This is a genomic window from Streptomyces sp. PA03-1a, from assembly GCF_033792805.1.
Classification (GTDB): Bacteria; Actinomycetota; Actinomycetes; order Streptomycetales; family Streptomycetaceae; genus Actinacidiphila.
In genome coordinates this window covers 33153-54501 of sequence record NZ_JARAVO010000010.1, presented here as the reverse complement: position 1 = coordinate 54501, position 21349 = coordinate 33153, and the positions used below count along the sequence as shown (strand labels likewise).

Genomic DNA, 21349 nt, shown 5'->3' with positions numbered 1-21349 from the left:
GGCGGCTAGAGCCAGCCGCGTTCGAGGGCGATGCGGACCGCTTCTGCGCGGTTGCGCGCGGCGGTCTTCTGGATCGCGGTGGAGAGGTAGTTGCGGACGGTCCCCTCGGAGAGGTGGAGGCGCCGGGCGATGTCCGCGTTGAGGGAACCGTCGGCCGCCGCGCGCAGGACGTCGCGCTCGCGCGGGGTGAGGGGGTCGGCCCCCTCCGAGAGCGCGGCGGCGGCGAGCACCGGGTCGATCACCTTCTCCCCCCGCAGCACCCTGCGCACCGCCTCCGCGAGTTCCCCCGCGGGCGCGTCCTTGACCAGGAACGCGTCGGCGCCCGCCTCCATGGCCCGGCGCAGGTACCCGGGCCGGCCGAAGGTGGTGACGATGACGACGCGGACCCCGGGCAGTTCCGCCCGCACCACGGCGGCCGCGTCGAGGCCGGTCATCGCGCCGGGCATCTCGATGTCGAGGAGGGCGACCTGCGCCCCGGCGTCGCGGGCCGCTCCGACGACGTCCTCGCCGCGCGCGACCTGCGCGACCACCTCGATGTCGTCCTCAAGCCCCAGCAGCGCGGCCAGGGCCTCGCGCACCATCGACTGGTCCTCCGCCAGCAGCACCCGGATCATGGCCGTGAGCGTAGTCGGCAGGGACGACGGCGTGGAGGGTGAAGCCGCCGTCCGCGGCGGTCTCCAGACGGCCACCGGCGAGCATCAGGCGCTCCTCCAGGCCGGTCAGCCCGTTGCCGCGCCGTGTGCCGCCGGGGCCCGGGCCGCGCCCGTCGTCGGCGACGGTGAGCCGTACCGTGCCGTCGTCCTCGGCGACGGTCACCACGCAGCGGGCGGCGCCGCTGTGCCGTACGACGTTGGTGACGGCCTCGCGCAGGGCCCAGGCCAGCGCGCCCTCGGCCTCCGGGGCGAGCGGGGCGGCCACGGTCGCGGGCAGCTCGGCGCGGACCCCGGCGGCCTGCAGCGCGCCACGGGCGCCGGCGAGCTCGGCGGCGAGGGTGGGCCTGCGGTAGCCGCTGACGGCCTCCCGCACGTCCACGAGGGCCTGCCGGCTGACCCGCTCGATGTCGGCGACCTGCGCGGCGGCGTCCTCGGGACGGCCGGGCAGCATGCGCCCGGCCAGTTCGCTCTTGAGGGTGATCAGCGAGAGCGAGTGGCCGAGCAGGTCGTGCAGGTCGCGGGCGAGCCGCAGGCGTTCCTCCGTGGCGGCCAGCTGGGCCACCGCCGCCCGGGCCTCGCGCAGTTCGCGGGTGGTGCGCACCAGCTGGCGCACCCCGGTCATGGCGTAGCCGCCGAGCAGGCACGGCACGAGCAGCGAGACCACCGTGGCCTGGTTCGCCCCGGTGAGCCCGGCGACGGCCGCGAGCACCGCGGTCACCAGCGGGATCGCCCAGCGCGCCTGCCGACCGGGCAGCACTGCCCCGCAGCCGACGGCCAGGTAGACGAACAGCACGAGGAAGGCGTCGCCCAGGGTGAACGTCATCAGCAGGCCCAGCGCGCCGAGCAGCAGGAGCTGCCCGTACACCCACCGCGGCTGGTGTTCCGCGTTGGTCCGCAGGAAGACGATGCCCAGGTAGGCGGCGACGAAGGCGGTGAGCCCGAGCCAGCCGAGCACGGTCGCGGTGAGGCCGTGCCCGCCCTCGGCGAGGTCGCTGACCGGGGCGCCCAGGTAGAGCATCCACATGGCCACCCAGACCAGCTTGACCACGGCCTGGCGGCGGTTCTCCGGGGCCCTGCCGATGGCCGGGGCGTCCCGGGGCTCGGCGGCCTCCCGCTGCTGTGTCGTTCCGGCGGCCACGATCGTTCTCCTCTCAGGCCTTCGCGGTGTCCTTGCGGTACATCCAAGCGGCCGTCCCGGCGAAGACCAGCCCGTAGACCACCAGTACGGCGATGTCCCGGGCGTGCGGGGCCTGGCCGAGTTCGACGGCCTGGCCGAGCGCCGCATACGGCCGGGCCGGCAGCAGGTTCGCGATGTCGCGCAGCCAGCCGGGGAAGGAGCTGAAGGGCATCCACAGGCCGCCGAGCAGCGCGAGCCCGAAGTAGGCGATCATCGCGATGGGGCGGGCGGTCTCCGCCGAGGCGACGTAGCCGATGGCCACGCCGAGCGCGGCGAAGACGAAGCTCCCCGCCCAGCTGGTGAGCAGCACCCCGGCCCACTGCCAGGCGGCCATCCGCACGCCCTTCACGGCGCCGCCGGCGAGCAGCACGAGCACGATCGAGGGCAGGCTGACCGTGGCGGCCGCGGCGATCTTCGCCAGGACGTAGCCGCGCCCGGGGAGGGCGGTGAGCCGCAGCTGGCGCACCCAGCCCTTGTCGCGCTCCCGGGCGATCCGCTCGGAGTTGCCCATGAGCACGGCGGTCATGGCGCCGAAGGCGCACATCGCGACCATGTAGTACGGCACCATCGCGGCCTTCTGCCCCGCCGTGAGGATCATGAAGAGCAGCACCGGGTACAGCACCGAGAAGAACATGAACCTGCGGTTGCGCAGGACGCGCAGGATCTCCAGCCGGGCCAGCGTCCTCATCGCGCCGCCACCTCCTCCGTGGACTCCTTGGACGAGTCCGTGATGGCCAGGAAGGCCTGCTCCAGGCCGAGCCCGGCGACCTCCAGGTGCCGGGGGTAGAGCCCAGCCGCGTAGACCGCGTGCACCGTCGCGTCGGCGTCCGTGGAGCGGATGCGCACCGTGCGCCCGGTGACCTCCACGTCCGTGACCCGCGGCAGGGCCCGCAGGGCGGGCTCGTCCGGCGGGGTGTCCAGGTCGAAGACGATACGCCGGGCCCCGGCCCGCGCCTTGATCTCGGCGGCGGTGCCGTCGGCCACCAGCCGGCCGCCCTGCAGGACGAGCACCCGGTCGGCGACGGCGTCCGCCTCCTCCAGGTAGTGGGTCGCGAAGAGCACCGCACGGCCCTGCTTCACCTGGCCGCGCATGGCCTCCCAGAAGGCCTGCCGGGCGGAGACGTCCATGCCGGTGGTCGGCTCGTCGAGGACCAGCAGGTCGCTCGCGCCCGCCGTGGCCAGGGCGAAGCGCACGCGCTGCTCCTGGCCGCCGGAGAGCTTGTCGACCTTGCGGTCGGCGATGGACTCCAGCCCGGCGGCCGCCATCACCTCGGCGACGGGGTGGGCCCGCGGGTGCAGGTCGCAGGCGAGCCGTACCAGCTCGCGCACGGTGACCTCCTCCATGAGGCCGCCGCTCTGCAGCACGGCCCCGACCCGGCCCTCGGTGATCGCCCGGCGCGGGGTGGTCCCGAAGACCTCGACGGTGCCGGAGTCGGGCGTGCGCAGCCCCAGCAGCAGGTCCAGCGTGGTCGACTTGCCGGCGCCGTTGGGGCCCAGCAGGGCGACGGTCTCACCCGGGTGGAGGGTCAGGCTCAGGTCGTCGACGGCCCGGACCTGACCGAAGCTCTTGCTCACGTGCGTGAACACTGTTGCGGTCATGGCAGCAGCGTCGCCGACGGCACGGTCCGGGCGGCAGTGCCGGGCGTCCTGTCCCGCGGATGACAGATGTCATGGGTGTGGCCCCGGTACGGGTACCGGGGCCACACCCTTCACGCGTGGATCGGGCGACCGGGGGTCAGGACGTGCCCTCGATGGTCACCGTCTTCTTGGCGGTGTCGGTGGTCTGCAGGGCGGGCAGCATCGCGGAGGCGACGTCCTCCGGGGTGACGGCGGTCTTGCTGCCGTCCCCACGCTCGACCAGGACGCCGTCGAAGGCGCCGCCGTACAGGCCCTTGAGCACCTTGCGGTCGATGTACGGCGTCAGGTTGCCGTCCTGGTCGGGCACCATCGTGAGGATCTTCGACAGCGAGTTCTGCGGGCTGAACGGGACGGGTTCCGCGGCGCCCGCTCGGACCATGACGTATCCGGACATGGCCGTCTTCCCGAAGCCGCTGACGGCCTTGTCGAGCGCCTCCTGGGTCACCTTGGGCTGGACGGTGGTGACCTTCAGGCTGACCGCGCCGGCCTTGCCGGTGGCGACCTGCGTGGCGTAGGCGGCGGTGACGGTGTCGATCGAGGCGGCCACGTCCACGCCCTCGTGGGGCTTGCCGGGGACGGCGACGGCCTTGCCCTTCACGAACTTGACCATGCCCTCGGAGCCCGAGCCGCCGAGCCCCCGGGAGAGCTTCTCCAACTGGGCGCGGAGCTTCTCGCTGTCCGTGGTCAGCACGGGTTCGGCGGCGCGCGAGCCGCCGAACAGCGAGCCGATGACGGTGACCGGGTTGTAGTCGCGGTGCGCCACGTTGCGGACGGTCGCGTCGGTGTCGAGGACGAGACCGGCGGCCGCGGGCTTCAGCGACGTGCGCTGGTCGCCGACGGTGACGGTGATCGGCGCGTTCTTCCGGGAGCCGAGCGCCTGGTCGAGGACCGCGACGGCCTGGTCCTTGGTCTTGCCGCCGATCCCGACGCCGTAGACGGTCGTACCGGCCGGGACGTCGGAGTGGTCCATCAGCAGTCCCGCGCCGTAGGCGATGCCCAGCACACCCAGCACGCCGACGCCCGCCAGTATGAGCTTGGAGCGGCCCTTGGCCTCGGGCTGCGCCGCGCTCTGACGGCCGGCGGGCGGGGCCGGCCGGTTGGCGGACGGTCCCGCGGGGGGAACCGCCGGGATGCCGCTGACGACGGTGTCGCCGGACATCCGGTCGGCCGCGGAGGACGGGAACGGCGTGGGGAACGGCGGCCGGGCGGCGGCAGGGCCCGCCGGGGGCACCCGCATCTCCCCGGTGACCGGGCCCGTGGTGGGGCCGGCCGGTGGCTGCTGCCCCGGGAAGGGCGCGCCTGCTCCGGGACCGGCGGGCCCCGCGCCGGGGCCGCCGGGGAACGGGCGTGGTGCCGGCGCGGGGCGTCCGGGACCCGCGGGGCCCCCAGGGCCGCCGGGGCCGCCCGGCATCACGGGGCCACCGGGACCCGCGGGGCCGCCGGGGCCACCCGGCGCCACCGGACCGCCGGGACCGGCCGGGCCGACCGCTCCGTCGTTCAGGTACGGGATGCCACCGCGTCGCGGGCCGCCGGGGGCGGCGCCAGGTCCCGGGACCGGTCCGCGCTCCATGGGGCCCGGCTGGGCGGGGATGTCGCCGAGCCGCATCGGCTGGGTGACCTCGGGAGCGGAGAACCCCTGCGTCGCCTCGGGACCGGGCGCCGGGCCCGGTCCCGGGCCGGCCTCGGGCCTGGGTGCGGCCTTCCGCGGCGCGAACCAGTCGCTGGCCGGCTTCTCGCCCTTGGGCGCGGGCGCGGGCTCCGCGGCGGGTTCCGGCGCGGGCGCCGGAACGCCCTGACCGGCCCCGGTGCCGCCGCCGGCGGCCCAGCCCGTGGACAGCGGGGCCGGCTCGGCCTCGGGGGCCGACGGGGCGGACCCGGCGGGCGCCCCTCCCTCCGCGCCGCCCTCGACGGGCGTGCGGACGACGACCGGCGGGATCGGCCGGGACCCGGGGATGTTGATGCGCACCCGGGTGGTCAGCGTGGTCTCGGTCTTGGTCTCCTCCGCGGCGGGAGCCGCAGCGGGCTCCCCGGTCGCGGCCCCGTCGCGCGGGTCCTCCTGCGGATGCAGCGACGGAAACGGTCGGGTTCCGTACGGCGGGGTACCCGACGGGTACGCGGCTCCGCCCCGGCCCTGGGGGCCGGGGGACGGACGATCAGTTTCACGACTCAAAGCAGGCTCTCCCGGTTCGCTTCGCCACCCGTCACGGCCTTTCCGCGGGCGGCCCGGCGGCGCGCACCACCATACTGGGCGCCGCGTCGGAGCCGCCTGCCCGCCGGATGGAGACCGCCCTGATCAAAGGGGTTTATGTGACGTCAACCGCCAAAACGGGCGACGCTCGCTCCGTAACGGACGCAACGTGGCGCCTATGGTGCCTCAAGTGATCCACCGGCGGGAGGACGGGGTTGCACAAGCGTGGCCGACATCACGCCGGCCATCGCTCCGCCCAACAGGTAGACGTACGGACTGATTCCGTTGGCGAACAGGAAATCACCCTCCGGGCGGGCGGAGCTCAGCAGCATCACGGTGATCAGCCACACCGCCGCCGGCACCACGGCGCCCAGCCGCGTGCCGGTCAGCCGGGCGCCGCCGTGGAAGAGCGCCGCGCTCCCGGCGAGCGCGAGCAGCAACCCGCCCGGGAACCAGGCGGCCTGGACCAGCGACCCCGCGACGGCGACCAGCACGCCCAGGACCACGAGCAACGGGTAGGCGGCGCGCCTCATGCCCCGGTCCCCGCGAACAGATCGTCCTCCAGGCTCCCGGCCGGCGCGGGCACGCCCTTGACCAGACGGTAGAACTCGGCACCGAACAAGGGCTGTCCGAGGTCGTTGGAGAGCGCGAAGAACGGGCCGTCCACCGCGATCTGGGTGACGTGGGCCTTCATCGCCGCGGCCTTCTGCCCGGCGTAGCGGGCCTCCACGTCGATGGCGGCGGTCACCAGGCCGTCGTCCACCACGCCCGGGACGTCGTCGGCGGTCGCGATGCCCTCGAAGGGGATCTGCCGGCCGGCCCCGCGCAGCCGGGCGAAGCCCTCCTCGACCACGCGGCGCGGGATGCAGTTCCAGTAGATCTTGGCGATGGAGTGCGGGCCGCCGAGGTCGCGCCGGTAGGCCGGTTCCGCGGCCAGTTCTGCGGCGCGCATGGAGACCCGGTGCGTCTTGATGTGGTCGGGGTGGCCGTAGCCGCCGTCGGGGTCGTACGTGACCAGGACCTGCGGACGGACCTCGCGGATCACCTCCACGAGGTACGAGGACGCGAGGTCGAGGTCCGCCTGCCAGAAGCTCTCCGGCCGGTCGTTCTGCGGCACGCCCATCATCCCGGAGTCCCGGAAGCGCCCGGGGCCGCCCAGGAAACGGTGGTCGGTGACGCCGAGCTGCGCCATGGCGTCGGCGAGTTCGCCGGTCCGGTGCGCGCCGAGGGTGTCGTCGCGATCGGGGGCCAGGTGCGCCAGCTCGGGCGGGATGACCTCGCCCTCCTCGCCGAGGGTGCACGTCACCAGCGTGACGAGCGCGCCCTCGGCGGCGTACTTGGCCATGGTGGCGCCGTTGTTGATCGACTCGTCGTCGGGATGCGCGTGGACGAGCAGCAGTCGGCGGGCGGGCGGTGCGGTCATGAGGAGAGCCTAGGGCAGGCCCCGCGGCTCACCAGGGGGAAGCCACGGGCTCAGAACTTGAAGTCGCCGATCATGCCCGCGACGTTGGTGGTGAGGTCCCGGATCGTCGGCGCGATGGAGGAACTCGCCAGGTAGAACCCGAGCAGTACGCAGACCACCGCGTGCCCCGCCTTCAAACCGGCTTTCCTGACCAGCAGGAAGACGACGATCAGCAGCAGCAGCACCGCCGAAATCGAAAGTGCCACAGCGGCACACCTCCAGGGCCTCAGAGTCCGACAGCACTTGCCAACCGGTTGTTACCCACTCTCGGCAGTGGATCATAACTTTGTGGCGCACCGCATAGCTCGTCGCACGGGAGCACGCGGGGGCGCATGGCCGGATCTCGTGGTTGGCGTGCGCCGGGCTCACCGGCGGGCGGTGGCACACTCCCCCCATGACGCAAGCGCTCTCGTTCCCGCGGCAGTACGCCCGCACGCAGCGGTTCTCGCTCGGCGCCCCGCGCGCCTTCACCGTGTCGCCGGACGGCGGCCGGATCGTCTTCCTGCGCTCCCGTTCCGGCACCGACCGCTCGCACCTGCTGTGGGTGCTGGACCCGCAGTCCGGTGCCGAGCGGGTCGCGGCGGACCCCGGGGTGCTGCTGTCGGGCGCGGCGGAGGAACTGTCGCCGCAGGAGAGGGCGCGCCGGGAGCGCAGCCGGGAAGGTTCGGCGGGAATCGTCGGCTACGCGACCGACGACGCGGTGGAGCTGGCCGCGTTCGCCTTGTCCGGAAGGCTCTTCACGGCGGAGCTGCGGGCCGGCACGGCCCGTGAGATCGCCGTGCCCGGCCCCGTGGTGGACCCGCGTCCGTCGCCGGACGGCCGCCGGGTGGCCTACGTGGCGGACGGCGCGCTGCGCGTGGTGGGCGCCGACGGCGGCGAGGACCGGGCGCTGGCCGAGCCCGAGGGCCCGGACGTCGGCTACGGACTGGCGGAGTTCATCGCCGCCGAGGAGATGTCCCGCAGCCGCGGCTACTGGTGGGCCCCGGACGGTGCCTCCGTACTGGCGGCCCGCGTGGACGCGTCCCCGGTCCGCCGCTGGTGGATCGCCGACCCCGCGAACCCCGCGCAGCCGCCCGCCGAGGTGGCCTACCCCGCCGCCGGCACCCCGAACGCCGAGGTCACGCTGGTCCTGCTGACGCTGGACGGGGCGGCGACGCCGGTGGAGTGGGACCGCGAGCGCTATCCGTACCTCGCTCAGGTGCACTGGTCGGCGGCGGGCCCGCCGCTGCTGCTGGTCCAGACCCGGGACCAGCGCGAGCAGCTGTACCTGACGGTGGACACCTCCACCGGCGGCACCCGGGAGGTGCACCGGGACAGCGATGAAATCTGGCTTGATCTTTTCCCCGGGGTGCCCGCCTGGCTGTCCGGCGAGCGCCTCGTGCGCATCTCCGACGAGAACGGCTCGCGAGCGCTGTTCGTCGGCGAACAGCCCTGGACGGGACCGGAGTTGCACGTGCGTGCGGTGCTCGGGACGGACGGCGACGGCGTCCTGCTGTCCGCCTCGGCGGGGCACGGCGCCAAGGACCCGGAGACCGGCGAGATCCATGTGTACCGCGCCGACGGAGGCCCCGCCGGAGCGGTCCGGCTGAGCGGCGGCCCGGGCGTGCACTCCGCGGTGCGCGCCGGGGCCGTGACGGTGCTGTCGTCCGCGTCGCTGGAGTCGGCCGCCACGGCCGTCCGGGTGCTGCGGGACGGCGAGCCGGTGACGCAGATCGCCTCGCACGCCCAGACCCCGGTCCTCACCGCGCGCCCGGTGCTCGTCAGCGCGGGCGAGCGCGGCGTCCCGGCGGCGGTGCTGCTCCCCTCGGGGCACCGGGAGGGCGACGGACCCCTGCCGGTGCTGATGGACCCGTACGGCGGGCCGCACGGCCAGATGGTGGTGAGCGCCCAGCGCGGCTACCTGCAGGCGCAGTGGCTGGCCGACCAGGGCTTCGCGGTGGTCGTCGCGGACGGCCGGGGCACCCCCGGGCACTCCCCCGCCTGGGAGAAGGCGATCGCCGGCGACTTCGCGGGCGTCACGCTCGACGACCAGGTCCACGTGCTGCACGCCCTGGCCGGCCGCTACCCCCTGGACCTGACCCGGGTGGGCATCCGCGGCTGGTCGTACGGCGGGTACCTGGCGGCGCTCGCCGTGCTGCGCCGCCCGGACGTCTTCCACGCCGCGGTGGCGGGCGCGCCGGTCACCGACTGGCGGCTGTACGACACGCACTACACCGAGCGCTACCTCGGCCACCCCGAGGAGCAGCCGGCGGTGTACGCCGCCAACTCCCTGGTCACCGACGCCGGACTGGCGGACCCGGCGGACGAGGTCCGGCCGCTGATGATCATCCACGGCCTCGCCGACGACAACGTGGTGGCCGCGCACACCCTGCGGCTGTCCTCCGCACTGCTGGCCGCGGGCCGCCCGCACGAGGTGCTCCCGCTGTCCGGGGTCACGCACATGACGCCGCAGGAGGAGGTCGCCGAGAACCTGCTCCTGCTCCAGGTCGCGTTCCTGAAGCGTTCCCTGGGCGTCGTGACAGGTTAGGGCGGGTCCTGCAGGTACGCCGCCCGCGCCTCAGAGGCGGGGCCGGGCGGCGGCGGCTGCGGGTAGGAGCCGAAGACGGGGAGGACGGCGGTCTGCTCGTACAGCGGCATGGACAGGTTGTCCGCCGCCGTGGGGACCTCCGCCTCCACGTACGGATCGCCGCCCGGTACGCCCACCGCCGCCAGGTCGCCGGGGACGAGCAACAGCGTCACCACCAGCGCGGCGCCCACCGCGAAGGCGGCGGCGAAGTCGTCGGCGCCCGGGGCGTCGATCCTCGAGGTGCCGATCACCGGGACCGCGGTCACGGCGAGCAGCCCGGCCACACAGATGCCCAGCGGCCGGGCGAACGGGGCCCGTACGAACGCGGCGAAGCCCGCGGCCGCGGCCAGGCCGGCCGTCGCCCAGACCAGCCACTCGTAGGGCGCCCCCAACTGGGAGTCCACCAGGTAGCCGCCTCCCACGGTGCGCCAGAAGAAGCCCGGCGGCAGCGGCGCCGCCGGGTCCGACCGCCGGGAGAACTCCAGGACGCCGGTGATGAGCGCCACCACGAGCAGCAGCATCCCCGCCAGCACGCCCGCCGCGGGCCGCGGCGGGGCGGGCGCGTCCTCGCCGGTGCGCCGTACGACGACCAGCAGTACGAGGGCACCGGCGATCTGCCCGCCCGCGGTCACCAGCAGGGCTCCCTGCAGTCCGGGCGGGCTGCCGCCCGAGGAGGGGGCCAGAAGGTACGCCGTGGGGGTGCGCAGCGCCAGGGTGAGCACCGCGGCCGCCCCGAGGACCCCGACGCCGCCGGGCTTGAGGGACGCGACCGCGGCGGCCACGTAGAGCCCGAGCAGCAGCAGGTCCACCGTGGAGGTCACCAACGGCGCCCCGCCGACGGGTACCGCGAGACCCGCCCACACCCTGACGGCGCCCTCCGCCCGGAACTGGACGAGGTCCTGGCCCAGCCAGGCCGCCTCGGCGGCCGCCAGGGCGGCACAGACCGTTCCTCCGAGCCGATACGCCTGCCGCATGGCCACCTCCCCGGCCCCTCCGGCAGCACTGTCCTTTGGCCTTCCGAGGGGATACGTACCGGGCCGGTCCAGCGTTCACCGCGGACGTACGGCGGCCGGCCGGGGCGATGTGTGATCACCCCGGCCGGCCCACGGCACCCGCACGGCCGTACGCTGCTCAGCGTGGCGCGTCCGTATATCGGTGATGCGTCGATCAAGTTGCCTGCGTGTAAAAGAATTTCATCCCGAATCCTCCGCATTCGCGGATGGACCGCGGAAGCTGTCAAGCACGCGTTCGCGACGATATCCAAAACCTTGCCCCAAGATAACGGCGATCTCGTCTCCCGATCGCTTCACCCCCTTGACTGGCCGCCAAATCCATTGCCCAATACCGGCTAGCTAGCCACGGGCGTTCACATGCGCCACCAAAACTCCTTGGTGCGGGGGCAGATGACCATGTCCAGTCCGAGCACGGCCGCGAACCGGCCGGAACCCGTTCCGGCAGAGGCGCCCGCCCCCGTCGAGGGCACCGGCAAGGAACCCTCCGAACTCGTCGGGCGCTCCCCGGGCCGGCTCGCCTGGATGCGCTTCCGCCGCGACCGCACCGGAATGGTCTGCGCCGGCGTCGTGCTCTTCTACCTCGTCGTGGCGCTGGCCGCGCCGCTGATCTCCAAGGTGTACGGCAAGAACCCCTACGAGCTGTACGGCCAGGACCTGGGCCTGCTCAACAGCTACGGGATCCCGCTCAAGCCCAACGGCGGCATCGACGGCGACTTCTGGTTCGGGCTCGAACCCCAGCTCGGCCGGGACGTGTTCACCCTGCTGATCTATGGAATCCGCACCTCGCTGGGCATCGCCCTCGCCGTGACCACGGTCTCCGTCGTCGTCGGCGTGCTCATCGGGCTCGTCCAGGGGTATCTCGGCGGGCGCACCGACTACCTCGTGGGCCGGTTCTCGGACCTGATGCTGTCCTTCCCGCAGCAGCTGTTCTTCATCGCCTTCACGCCGGTGATCGTGGCCCTCTTCGTCTCCCCGCGCGACGAGGAGCCGACCTACGTGCGCATCGCGGCGCTGGTCATCGTCCAGTTCGTCCTCGGCTGGATGAGCGTGGGCCGGCTGGTGCGCGCCCAGGTGCTGAGCCTGCGCGAGCGCGAGTTCATCGAGGCCGCGCGGATCAGCGGCGCCTCGTCGGCGCGGATCATCCGCAGAGAACTGCTGCCGAACATCTGGTCCACGATCCTGGTCCAGTCGACCCTGCTGCTCCCGGTGAACGTCACCGCCGAGGCGGGCCTTTCCTATCTCGGCGTCGGAATCCTCCCGCCCACCCCGGACTGGGGACTGATGTTCCAGCAGGCCGCGGCGTACTACGAATCCGACGTCACCTTCATGTTCTTCCCCGGCATCGCCATGGTGATCTTCGTGGTCGCCTTCAACCTGCTCGGGGACTCGGTCCGGGACGCACTCGATCCCAAGACCGTGCGCTAGGTGTCCAAGCCGCCGCGCCGGGCCCCTGTGGGGGGAGACCGGGCGCGTCGGTATCCGCAGTTCGGTTCACTGACAGGCAGGGATCAATGAGAATTCGCAAGGCGCGTTACGCCTCCGCGTTCCTGGCGTTGGGGGCTCTGACACTGTCCGCCGCATGCAGCAGCGGTGGCGGCGGGGGGACGGGCACCGGCGGCGGCGAGGGCAAGCAGGCCACCGTGCAGAACTTCGGCATCGGCACGGCCGCCGACTCCAAGGGCCCCGCCCCGGAGGTCCCGGGGGCCGCGAAGGGCGGCACGGCGTACGACCTGGACCAGGCGGGCTTCGACTACCTGGACCCCGGCCAGCAGTACGTCAGTGACCAGCTGTCGGTCCAGCTGCTCTACAACCGCTCGCTGACCGGCTACAAGATCGACGCCAAGACCGGCAAGACGATCCTCGTGGGCGACCTCGCCACCGACACCGGCAAGTCCTCCGACGGCGCGAAGACCTGGACCTTCACCCTCAAGGACGGCCTGAAGTTCGAGGACGGCACCCCGGTCACCTCCAAGGACGTCAAGTACGGCATCGAGCGGCTCTTCGCCGACTACCAGACGCAGGGCCCGCAGTACATCCAGAAGTGGCTCTACGGCGCCGACTACCGCAAGGCGTACACCGGCCCGTACGAGGGCAAGGAGATCCCCTCCGACAAGATCGACACCCCGGACGACAAGACCATCGTCTTCCACTTCCTGGAAGCCCACGCCGACACGCCCTACGCGGCCGCGATGCCCAACATCTCGCCGGTGCCCAAGGCCAAGGACGACAAGCAGAAGTACAACAACCACCCGGTCGCGACCGGCCCGTACAAGATCGCCAGCTACAAGCCGGGCAAGGAGCTGGTCTTCGAGCGCAACACCAACTGGGACCCGAAGACCGACCCGATCCGCAACGCCTACCCGGACAGCTGGAACTTCCAGCTCGGCATCGCCGAACCGGGCCTGACCAACCGGCTCGCGGCCGAGGACGGCAACGACAAGTACGCGGTGAACCTGTCCGGCTCCTCCGACCCGTCGAAGATGCAGACCCTGACGACGGACGCGCAGTACAAGTCGCGGACGGTGAACCAGTACCAGCCGTACGTCGAGGTCATCAACATCAACACCAAGCGGATCACGGATCCGAAGATCCGCCAGGCGATCATGTACGCCTTCCCCATGACCCAGGTCCAGCAGGCCTTCGGCGGCGGCGCCCAGGGCGAGCTCGGCACCACCCTGATCAGCCCGACCGTGGCCGGCTGGAAGAAGTACGACCCCTTCGGCAAGCTCGACAAGCCCACCGGTGACGTCGACAAGGCCAAGGAGCTGCTGAAGGAGGCCGGGGTCACCGGCAAGGTCAAGCTCTCCTACGCCTACGCCAACACCCCGCGCTGGCAGAACGTGTCGCTGACCATCGAGAAGGCCCTGGAGAAGGCCGGCTTCGACGTCCAGCGCAAGGCCATCGACCCGACCTCGTACTACACGGTCGTCGGCAAGCTCGACACCCCGTACGACATCTACCGCACCGGCTGGGGCGCGGACTGGCCCAGCGCCTCGACCGTGGTCCCGCCGACCCTGGACGGCCGCAACCTCGCCGACGGCACCAACAACTACTCGTTCCTCAACGACGAGCACGTCAACTCCGAGATCGACCGCATCCTGGCGATCACGGACATCAACAAGCAGAACGACGAGTGGCGGACCCTGTCCGAGTACGTGCTGAAGAACGACACGTCGCAGATCCCGTTCATCTTCGACAAGTACTTCAACATCCACGGCTCGGGCCTCGGCGGCGTCACCTACAACGAGGTCTACGGGACCATCAACCCGAACACGATCTTCGTCAAGCAGTAGTCCCCGCGCAGACACGCCGGTCCCGGCCTCTCCCCGGGCCGGGACCGGCGCCCCGACGGAACCGACGGAGAGCCTGACCCATGCTGCGTTTCCTGGTACGCCGTGTGCTGGGCGCGCTGGTCATCCTGCTGCTGATCAGCGCCATCACGTACTTCCTCTTCTTCTTCCTGCCCTCCGACCCGGCGCTGCTGTCCTGCGGCAAGAACTGCAGCCCGCAGAACGTGGCCCTGATCCGCAAGAACCTCGGCCTGGACCTGCCGATCTGGACCCAGTACTGGCACTTCATGGTCGGCATCTTCGCCGGCCGCGACATGCCCATCGGGTACTGCCCGGCGCCGTGCTTCGGCTACTCCTTCGCCGACCAGCAACCCGTCTGGGGCACCATCGCCGACCGCTACCCGACCACGCTGTCGCTGGCGGTCGGCGGCGCCACCGTCTTCCTGTGCGTCGGCGTCGGCCTCGGGCTGATCGCCGCCTGGCAGCAGGGCAAGGCCTTCGACCGGATCGCCAGCGGCATCTCGCTGGTCGGCAACTCCGTGCAGATCTACTTCCTCGGACCGATCGCCATCGGCTTGTTCGCCAGCAGCTGGCACCTGCTGGACCGCGGACACGACCCGGACTGGTCGCACGACCCGTGGGGTTCGGTGCAGGGGCTGATCCTGCCCTGCATGGTGCTGTCGGTGATCTTCTGGTCCAACTACAGCCGGCAGACGCGCTCGCTGATGGTGGAGCAGATGTCCGAGGACCACATCCGGGCCGCCCGCGCCAAGGGCATGTCCTCCCGCTACGTGTTCCTGCGGTACGCGCTGCGCGGCGCCGCCGCCTCCATCATCACCATCTTCGGCATCGACCTGAGCGCGGTCCTCGGCGGCGCGATCATCACCGAGGTCACCTTCGGACTGCACGGCCTCGGCCTGCTGTCCGTGCAGGCCGTGCTCCGCAGCGACCTGCCGCTGGAGATGGCCGTGATGCTGATCGGCGCCACGATCATCGTCGCCTGCAACATCGTCGTCGACGCCGCCTACGCCCTCATCGACCCCCGGATCAGGCTTTCGTGAGCCGGGACGTTCCCCGGCACGCAGAGGAGAAGCACCGTTGAACATCCTCACCAAGACCGAGGCGGGGCCGCCCGGGCCCGGGGACCCCGCGCCGTCCGGGCCGTTCCTGTCGGTCCGTGACCTGTACGTGCAGTTCGCCACCGAGGACGGCGTGGTCAAGGCCGTCGACGGGCTCTCCTTCGACCTGGAGCGCGGCAGGACCCTGGGCATCGTCGGCGAGTCCGGCTCCGGCAAGTCGGTCACCAACCTGGCGGTCCTCGGTCTGCACAACCCCCGCAACACCACCATCCGCGGCGAGATCGTGCTGGACGGGCAGGAGCTGACGGGCGCCCCCGAACGGACCCTGGAACGGCTGCGCGGCCGGAAGATGGCGATGATCTTCCAGGACTCGCTGACCGCGCTCTCCCCGTACTACACGGTCGGCCGGCAGATCGCCGAGCCGTACATGAAGCACATGGGCGCTTCCAAGAAGGCCGCCCGGGAGCGGGCGGTCGAGATGCTCGCCCGGGTGGGGATCCCGCAGCCGCGGCTGCGGGTGGACGACTTCCCGCACCAGTTCTCCGGGGGCATGCGGCAGCGCGCGATGATCGCGATGGCGCTGGTCTGCGACCCGGCGCTGGTCATCGCGGACGAGCCGACGACGGCCCTGGACGTCACCGTGCAGGCGCAGATCCTGGACCTGCTGAAGGACCTGCAGCGGGAGACGGGCACGGCGATCGTCATCATCACCCACGACCTGGGCGTGGTGGCCAACACGGCGGACGACGTGATGGTGATGTACGCGGGGCGCTGCGTGGAGCGCGGCACCGTGCGCGAGATCCTGAAGACGCCCGAGCACCCCTACTCCTGGGGCCTGCTGGCCTCCATCCCGCGGCTGTCGGCGCCGGTGGACCTGCCCCTGTCCCCGATCCCCGGCACACCGCCCAGCCTGCTCAACCCGCCCTCAGGGTGTCCCTTCCACCCGCGGTGCACCTTCACCGAGGAGGTCGCCGGCGGGCGCTGCGTCACCGAGCGGCCCGGCATCCCCGAGGGCGAGCGGCGCGGCTCCGCCTGCCACCTGGGCCAGGACCGGAAGCGGGAGATCTTCGCCGGGCAGATCCGGCCGCGGCTGGGCGGAGGTGCGCGGTGAGCGCCCCGCAGCAGGACGACACGCCGAGGGAGACCATGAGCCCGCTGCTCGAAGTGACCGGCCTGCGCAAGTACTTTCCCGTGCGGAGCGGCTTCCTGGTCAAGCGCCACGTGGCGGACGTGCGGGCCGTGGACGGGATCGACCTCGCCGTCGCCGAGGGCGAGAGCCTGGGCCTGGTCGGCGAGTCGGGCTGCGGCAAGTCCACCACCGGGCGGCTGGTGACGCGGCTGCTGGAGCCCACCGCGGGACGCATCGCCTACCGGGGCCGGGACATCACGCACGCCTCGCGAAAGGAGCTGGCCCCGATCCGCTCCGAGATCCAAATGATCTTCCAGGACCCGTACGCCTCGCTCAACCCGCGGCAGACCGTCGGGCACATCGTGTCGGCGCCCCTGGAGATCAACGGGATCAACCCGCCGGGCGGCCGCGAGAAGCGGGTGCGCGAGCTGCTGGAGACCGTGGGCCTCAACCCCGAGCACTACAACCGCTTCCCGCACGAGTTCTCCGGGGGCCAGCGGCAGCGCATCGGGGTGGCCCGGGCACTGGCGCTGGGGCCCAAGCTCATCGTGGCGGACGAACCGGTGTCGGCGCTGGACGTGTCGATCCAGGCCCAGGTGGTCAACCTGCTGCAGCGCCTGCAGCGGGAACTGGGGATCGCCTTCCTCTTCATCGCCCACGACCTCGCGGTGGTGCGGCACTTCTCGCACCGCGTGGCCGTGATGTACCTCGGGCGGATCGTGGAGGTCGGCGACCGCCGGGACATCTACGAACGGCCCCGCCACCCGTACACCCACGCCCTGCTGTCCGCCTCGCCCGAGCCGGACCCGGACGAGCGGGAGGCGAACGAGCGGATCCGGCTCGCCGGCGACGTCCCCTCGCCCGTCTCCCCGCCGTCCGGCTGCCGCTTCCGCACGCGCTGCTGGAAGGCGCAGGACAAGTGCGCGACCGAGGAACCGCCCCTGGTACGCCTGGAGGGGAACCGGGAGGGGCACCTGAGCGCGTGCCACTTCCCCGAGGAACCGACGACCGCGGCACGCGGCGAGGACGTCGTCCTCGACCCCGCGCTCGCCGCGGCCGAGGAGACGCCCGCCGACAGGACCCTTTGACCCGGGCCGACAGACGTCTCCGTTCGGAGCCCCGACCCGCGCCCACACCCCTGCACCACCGGGCGCGGGTCGTGCCTTTCCGTGGCTCACCCGCCGGGCGGCTCGGGCGGCACCACCGTCTTCTCCTCGGCAAAGTGGCACGCGCTGTCGTGCGCCGCCGGGGAGTCCACACCGCGGAACACCGCGGGCACCGCCAGTTCCGGCACCTCCAGCGTGCAGCGTTCCTGCGCCTTCCAGCACCGGGTGCGGAAGCGGCAGCCGGACGGCGGGTTGGCCGGCGACGGGACGTCACCGCTGAGGATGATGCGCTCACGGTGCTCGCGCGCCCCGGGGTCGGGCACCGGCACCGCCGACAGCAGCGCCTGGGTGTACGGGTGGGTGGGGTGCTCGTAGATCTGGGTGCCGTCGCCGGTCTCCATGATCCGCCCGAGGTACATCACCGCCACCCGGTCCGAGATGTGCCGGACGATGGACAGGTCGTGCGCGATGAAGACGTAGGAGAGGTCGAACTCGTCCTGCAGCCTCTCCATCAGGTTGACGACCTGCGCCTGCACCGAGACGTCCAGCGCCGAGACCGGCTCGTCGGCGACGATCACCTCGGGCCGCAGCGCCAGCCCGCGGGCGATGCCGATGCGCTGCCGCTGGCCGCCGGAGAACTGGTGCGGATAGCGGTTGATGTACTCCGGGTTCAGGCCGACGACGTCCAGCAGCTCCTGCACCCGGCGGCGCCGGTCACCCTTCGGGGCCACCTCGGGGTGGATCTCGTACGGCTCGCCGATGATGTCGCCGACCGTCATCCGCGGGTTGAGCGAGGTGTACGGGTCCTGGAAGACCATCTGGATGTTCCGGCGCACGGCCTTCAGGGCCCTGCCCGACAGCTTGGTGATGTCCTGCCCCTTGTAGAGGATCTGCCCTCGGGTGGCCCGTTCCAGGTGGACCAGCAGCCGGGCCACGGTGGACTTGCCGCACCCGGACTCGCCGACGACGCCGAGGGTCTCGCCCCGGTACAGGTCGAAGTCGACGCCGTCGACCGCCTTCACCGCGCCGATCTGCCGTTTGAGGAGGATCCCCTGGGTGAGCGGGAAGTGCTTGTACAGCCCGCGCACCTGAAGCACGGGCTCACCGCTGGTGCTCACCGAGGCACTCCCTCCAGAAGTGGCAGGCGCTGCCCCGCCGCGCGCTGATCCGGTACAGCTCCGGCTCGTCGGTGGCGCACACCTCCTGGGCCAGGGGGCAGCGCGGGTGGAAGGAGCAGCCGGTGGGGATGCGCAGCAGGTTCGGGGGCAGGCCCTTGATCGCGTAGAGCTCCCGGCCCTTCTGATCCAGGCGCGGGATCGAGTCCAGCAGGCCCTTGGTGTACGGGTGTGCGGGCCGCTTGTAGATCTCGTGGACCGGCGCGGTCTCCACGATCCGGCCCGCGTACATCACCGCGATGTGGTCGGCGACGTCGGCGACCACGCCGAGGTCGTGGGTGATCAGGATCAGGCCCATGCCGTACTCGCGCTGCAGCTCGGCCAGGAGCTCCATGACCTGCGCCTGCACGGTGACGTCCAGCGCGGTGGTGGGCTCGTCCGCGATGATCAGCTCGGGCTCCAGGGCCAGCGCCATCGCGATCATGATGCGCTGGCGCATGCCGCCGGAGAACTGGTGCGGGTACTGCCCGACGCGTTCGCGCGCCGCGGGGATCCGCACCCGGTCCATCAGCTCCACCGCCCTGGCCCGGGCGTCCTTGCGGGACATCCCCCGGTGGACGCGGAACATCTCGCCGAGCTGCTCGCCGACGGTCAGCACGGGGTTGAGGGCGGACAGCGCGTCCTGGAAGATCATCGCCATCCTGGCGCCGCGCACCTTGCGGCGCTCCTCGGCGCCCATGGTGAGCAGGTCCTCGCCGCGGAAGAGGATCTCGCCGCGGGTGACGAACCCGGGCGGCGAGTCGAGGATGCCCATGACGGCCTGCGCGGTCACGGACTTGCCGGAGCCGGACTCGCCCAGCACGGCGAGCGTCTGACGGGGACGCACCGCGTAGGAGACCCCGTTGACGGCCCGCGCGACGCCGTCCCGGGTGCGGAACTCCACGTGCAGGTCGCGGACGTCGAGCAGGGGCGGCTCGTCCCGGGCTGCGGCGGCCATCGTTCCTCCGTCCATCAGCGCAGCTTGGGGTCGAGGGCGTCACGCACCGCGTCACCGAGCATGATGAAGGCCAGCACCGTCACGCTCAGCGCCCCGGCCGGCCACAGCAGCATGTGCGGTGCGTTGCGGATCTGGGTGGAGGCCTGGGAGATGTCGATGCCCCAGGAGACAGTGGGCGGTTTCAGCCCGACGCCGAGGTAGGACAGGGTGGCCTCCAGGGAGATGTACGTGCCGAGCGCGATGGTCGCCACGACGATGACGGGCGCGACGGCGTTGGGCGCGATGTGCCGCAGCAGCAGACGGGTGGTGCCGGCGCCGAGGGCGCGGGCGGCCTGGACGTAGTCGTTCTGCTTGGCGGTGATCACCGAGCCGCGGGCGATGCGGCCGATCTGCGGCCAGCCGAGCAGCACGATGAAGCCCACCACCGGCCAGACGGTGGTGCTGGTGACGACGGACAGGAAGACCAGGCCGCCGAGGACGATCGGGATGCCGAAGAAGATGTCGCTCACCCGGGACAGCACCGCGTCGGCCCAGCCGCCGTGGTAACCGGCGAGGCCGCCGAGCAGCGCGCCGAGCAGGGCCGCTCCGACGGTGGCGCAGACGCCCACGGTGACCGAGGCGCGCGCCCCGTGGACGACCCGGGTGTAAACGTCGCACCCCTGGGTGTCGAAGCCGAAGGGGTGGCCGGGCGCGGAGCCCTTCTGGGAGTTGTCCAGGTTGCAGCTGAGCGGGTTGCCGGGGGCGATGAGCTGTGGCCAGACGGAGATGACGACGAGGAAGAGGATCACCAGCGCGGCGATCACGAAGACCGGGTTGCGCCGCAGGTCCCGCCAGGCGTCCGACCACAGGCTGCGCGGCCGGTCCGCCCCGGGGAGGGCGGCCGGGGCGGGCGGCGCCGTTCCGGGGCCGGGCGCCCGCTCCAGGGTGCGTGCCTCGTCCTGCCCCAGGCCCATGGCGGCTCCCGTCCCGCCGGCCGGCTCCATGGCCTCGTCGGGGTGGTTGCGCGGCTCAGGCATAGCGGATCCTCGGGTCGAGGACGGCGTAGAGCAGGTCCACCAGCAGGTTCGCGAGGAGGAAGACGATGACCAGGATGGTCACGAAGCCCACCACGGTGGCCGAGTCGAGCCGCAGGATGCCCTGGTAGAGCTGGTAGCCCACGCCGTGGATGTTGAAGATGCGCTCGGTGACGATGGCCCCGCCCATCAGTGCCCCGATGTCGGTGCCGATGAAGGTGACCACCGGGATGAGGGAGTTGCGCAGCAGGTGACGGATGATCACCCGGCGGCGCGGCAGCCCCTTGGCGACGGCGGTCCTGACGTAGTCGGCGTGGACGTTCTCCACGACGGAGGCGCGGGTGAGCCGGGTGACGTAGGCGAGCGAGGTCAGGGCCAGCACGAGCGCCGGCACGATCAGTTCGTCGAACCGGGCCTCGGAGGAGACCGAGGGCGCGATGAGGTTCCACTTGACGCCGAGCAGGTACTGCAGCACGTAGCCGGTGACGAAGGTCGGCACGGAGATGACGACGAGGGTGCCGAGCAGCGTCGCGGTGTCGGCGGGACGGCCGCGGCGCAGCCCGGTGAGGACGCCGAGGGTGATGCCGATGACGATCTCGAAGAGGACGGCGAGGACCGTCAGCCGCAGCGTGACCGGGAGGGCGGTGGCCAGCAGCTCGGTGACCGGCTGGCCGTTCCACGCGACCCCGAAGTCGCCGCGGAAGATCTGCCCCATGTAGTGCAGGTACTGCTGCCACAGCGGGTGGTCCAGGTACAGGTCGTGGCGGATCTGCGCGGCCGTGGCGGGGTCGCAGGCGCGGTCCCCGCACCGGGCCTGGACCGGGTCGCCGAGCGCGTACACCATGACGAAGATCAGCACGGTGGTGCCGACGAAGACCGGGATCATCTGCACCAGACGGCGGATGACGTACCGTCCCATGGGC

General features: G+C 72.2%; 19 protein-coding genes. 6 read left to right on the top strand and 13 right to left on the bottom strand.

The annotated features are described in order from the left end of the window. Window positions 1–5: 5 nt before the first annotated feature. From PV341_RS03865 to PV341_RS03830, 8 genes are all read right to left on the bottom strand, one after another. Complete coding sequence (locus tag PV341_RS03865) at window positions 6–614, bottom strand: response regulator (protein WP_500356698.1); 609 nt, start codon at window positions 612–614, stop codon at window positions 6–8. Continuing rightward, window positions 544–1791, bottom strand: a complete 1248-nt coding sequence (locus PV341_RS03860) for a sensor histidine kinase (protein ID WP_500356697.1) — start codon at window positions 1789–1791, stop codon at window positions 544–546. Before PV341_RS03860 ends, PV341_RS03865 begins: the two co-directional genes overlap by 71 nt. 13 nt (window positions 1792–1804) lie before the next feature. Continuing rightward, window positions 1805–2518, bottom strand: coding sequence for an ABC transporter permease (locus tag PV341_RS03855; RefSeq protein ID WP_500328000.1), 714 nt, complete (start codon window positions 2516–2518; stop codon window positions 1805–1807). Next, window positions 2515–3429: an ABC transporter ATP-binding protein gene (locus PV341_RS03850; RefSeq protein ID WP_500356695.1), complete on the bottom strand. Its 915-nt coding sequence runs from the start codon at window positions 3427–3429 to the stop codon at window positions 2515–2517. Before PV341_RS03850 ends, PV341_RS03855 begins: the two co-directional genes overlap by 4 nt. Before the next feature lie 136 nt (window positions 3430–3565). After that, window positions 3566–5638, bottom strand: a complete 2073-nt coding sequence (locus PV341_RS03845) for a VanW family protein (RefSeq protein WP_500328002.1) — start codon at window positions 5636–5638, stop codon at window positions 3566–3568. A 194-nt stretch (window positions 5639–5832) separates the two neighbouring features. Next, the gene (locus tag PV341_RS03840) at window positions 5833–6189 is read right to left on the bottom strand and encodes a DUF6113 family protein (RefSeq protein WP_499513773.1); all 357 of its coding nucleotides are present in this window, start codon (window positions 6187–6189) and stop codon (window positions 5833–5835) included. Continuing rightward, window positions 6186–7079 carry an N-acetyl-1-D-myo-inositol-2-amino-2-deoxy-alpha-D-glucopyranoside deacetylase gene (gene mshB / locus PV341_RS03835; RefSeq protein WP_500328003.1) on the bottom strand — a complete coding sequence of 298 codons (894 nt, stop codon included), beginning with the start codon at window positions 7077–7079 and terminating at the stop codon, window positions 6186–6188. The genes PV341_RS03840 and mshB overlap by 4 nt, the downstream gene beginning before the upstream one ends. 50 nt (window positions 7080–7129) lie before the next feature. After that, entirely contained in the window at window positions 7130–7324 is a 195-nt protein-coding gene (locus PV341_RS03830; RefSeq protein WP_431950994.1) for a hypothetical protein, read from the bottom strand. A gap of 188 nt (window positions 7325–7512) precedes the next feature. On the opposite strand from PV341_RS03830, the gene PV341_RS03825 reads away from it, so the two are divergent. Next, window positions 7513–9645 (top strand): S9 family peptidase, encoded by a 2133-nt coding sequence (locus tag PV341_RS03825; protein ID WP_500356693.1) that lies wholly within the window; start codon window positions 7513–7515, stop codon window positions 9643–9645. On the opposite strand, the gene PV341_RS03820 is transcribed toward PV341_RS03825, so the two are convergent. After that, window positions 9642–10658, bottom strand: a complete 1017-nt coding sequence (locus PV341_RS03820; RefSeq protein ID WP_500328005.1) for a hypothetical protein — start codon at window positions 10656–10658, stop codon at window positions 9642–9644. The genes PV341_RS03825 and PV341_RS03820 overlap by 4 nt on opposite strands. A 435-nt stretch (window positions 10659–11093) precedes the next feature. On the opposite strand from PV341_RS03820, the gene PV341_RS03815 reads away from it, so the two are divergent. From PV341_RS03815 to PV341_RS03795, 5 genes are all read left to right on the top strand, one after another. After that, on the top strand, window positions 11094–12122 hold the full coding sequence (locus tag PV341_RS03815; RefSeq protein WP_500328006.1) for an ABC transporter permease: 1029 nt from the start codon (window positions 11094–11096) through the stop codon (window positions 12120–12122). Window positions 12123–12208: 86 nt separating this feature from the next. Next, window positions 12209–13990, top strand: a complete 1782-nt coding sequence (locus tag PV341_RS03810; RefSeq protein WP_500328008.1) for an ABC transporter substrate-binding protein — start codon at window positions 12209–12211, stop codon at window positions 13988–13990. Between the two features lie 80 nt (window positions 13991–14070). Further along, on the top strand, window positions 14071–15048 hold the full coding sequence (locus PV341_RS03805) for an ABC transporter permease (protein ID WP_500328009.1): 978 nt from the start codon (window positions 14071–14073) through the stop codon (window positions 15046–15048). Window positions 15049–15085: 37 nt separating this feature from the next. Continuing rightward, the gene (locus PV341_RS03800; RefSeq protein ID WP_500328010.1) at window positions 15086–16177 is read left to right on the top strand and encodes an ABC transporter ATP-binding protein; all 1092 of its coding nucleotides are present in this window, start codon (window positions 15086–15088) and stop codon (window positions 16175–16177) included. A gap of 35 nt (window positions 16178–16212) precedes the next feature. Further along, window positions 16213–17283 (top strand): ABC transporter ATP-binding protein, encoded by a 1071-nt coding sequence (locus PV341_RS03795; RefSeq protein ID WP_500328048.1) that lies wholly within the window; start codon window positions 16213–16215, stop codon window positions 17281–17283. 86 nt (window positions 17284–17369) lie between these two features. Here PV341_RS03795 and PV341_RS03790 read toward each other — a convergent pair whose 3' ends face one another. The 4 genes from PV341_RS03790 to PV341_RS03775 are packed head-to-tail and all read right to left on the bottom strand — an operon-like array spanning window position 17370 to window position 21345. Beyond that, window positions 17370–18419: an ABC transporter ATP-binding protein gene (locus PV341_RS03790; protein ID WP_500328011.1), complete on the bottom strand. Its 1050-nt coding sequence runs from the start codon at window positions 18417–18419 to the stop codon at window positions 17370–17372. Then, on the bottom strand, window positions 18403–19428 hold the full coding sequence (locus tag PV341_RS03785; RefSeq protein ID WP_500356691.1) for an ABC transporter ATP-binding protein: 1026 nt from the start codon (window positions 19426–19428) through the stop codon (window positions 18403–18405). The genes PV341_RS03790 and PV341_RS03785 overlap by 17 nt, the downstream gene beginning before the upstream one ends. Then, entirely contained in the window at window positions 19428–20429 is a 1002-nt protein-coding gene (locus PV341_RS03780) for an ABC transporter permease (RefSeq protein WP_500328014.1), read from the bottom strand. The genes PV341_RS03785 and PV341_RS03780 overlap by 1 nt, the downstream gene beginning before the upstream one ends. Further along, a complete protein-coding gene (locus PV341_RS03775; protein WP_500356689.1) occupies window positions 20422–21345 on the bottom strand; it encodes an ABC transporter permease in 924 nt (307 codons plus the stop codon). The genes PV341_RS03780 and PV341_RS03775 overlap by 8 nt, the downstream gene beginning before the upstream one ends. Between the last annotated feature and the right edge of the window lie 4 nt (window positions 21346–21349).

Bases quoted from the DNA above. Each gene is read 5' to 3' on its own strand.
- PV341_RS03865 (WP_500356698.1), bottom strand. From the start codon at position 614: ATGATCCGGGTGCTGCTGGCGGAGGACCAGTCGATGGTGCGCGAGGCC.
- PV341_RS03855 (WP_500328000.1), bottom strand. From the start codon at position 2,518: ATGAGGACGCTGGCCCGGCTGGAGATCCTGCGCGTCCTGCGCAACCGC.
- PV341_RS03850 (WP_500356695.1), bottom strand. From the start codon at position 3,429: ATGACCGCAACAGTGTTCACGCACGTGAGCAAGAGCTTCGGTCAGGTC.
- PV341_RS03840 (WP_499513773.1), bottom strand. From the start codon at position 6,189: ATGAGGCGCGCCGCCTACCCGTTGCTCGTGGTCCTGGGCGTGCTGGTC.
- mshB (WP_500328003.1), bottom strand. From the start codon at position 7,079: ATGACCGCACCGCCCGCCCGCCGACTGCTGCTCGTCCACGCGCATCCC.
- PV341_RS03825 (WP_500356693.1), top strand. From the start codon at position 7,513: ATGACGCAAGCGCTCTCGTTCCCGCGGCAGTACGCCCGCACGCAGCGG.
- PV341_RS03820 (WP_500328005.1), bottom strand. From the start codon at position 10,658: ATGCGGCAGGCGTATCGGCTCGGAGGAACGGTCTGTGCCGCCCTGGCG.
- PV341_RS03815 (WP_500328006.1), top strand. From the start codon at position 11,094: ATGTCCAGTCCGAGCACGGCCGCGAACCGGCCGGAACCCGTTCCGGCA.
- PV341_RS03810 (WP_500328008.1), top strand. From the start codon at position 12,209: ATGAGAATTCGCAAGGCGCGTTACGCCTCCGCGTTCCTGGCGTTGGGG.
- PV341_RS03805 (WP_500328009.1), top strand. From the start codon at position 14,071: ATGCTGCGTTTCCTGGTACGCCGTGTGCTGGGCGCGCTGGTCATCCTG.
- PV341_RS03795 (WP_500328048.1), top strand. From the start codon at position 16,213: ATGAGCCCGCTGCTCGAAGTGACCGGCCTGCGCAAGTACTTTCCCGTG.
- PV341_RS03785 (WP_500356691.1), bottom strand. From the start codon at position 19,428: ATGGACGGAGGAACGATGGCCGCCGCAGCCCGGGACGAGCCGCCCCTG.
- PV341_RS03780 (WP_500328014.1), bottom strand. From the start codon at position 20,429: ATGCCTGAGCCGCGCAACCACCCCGACGAGGCCATGGAGCCGGCCGGC.
- PV341_RS03775 (WP_500356689.1), bottom strand. From the start codon at position 21,345: ATGGGACGGTACGTCATCCGCCGTCTGGTGCAGATGATCCCGGTCTTC.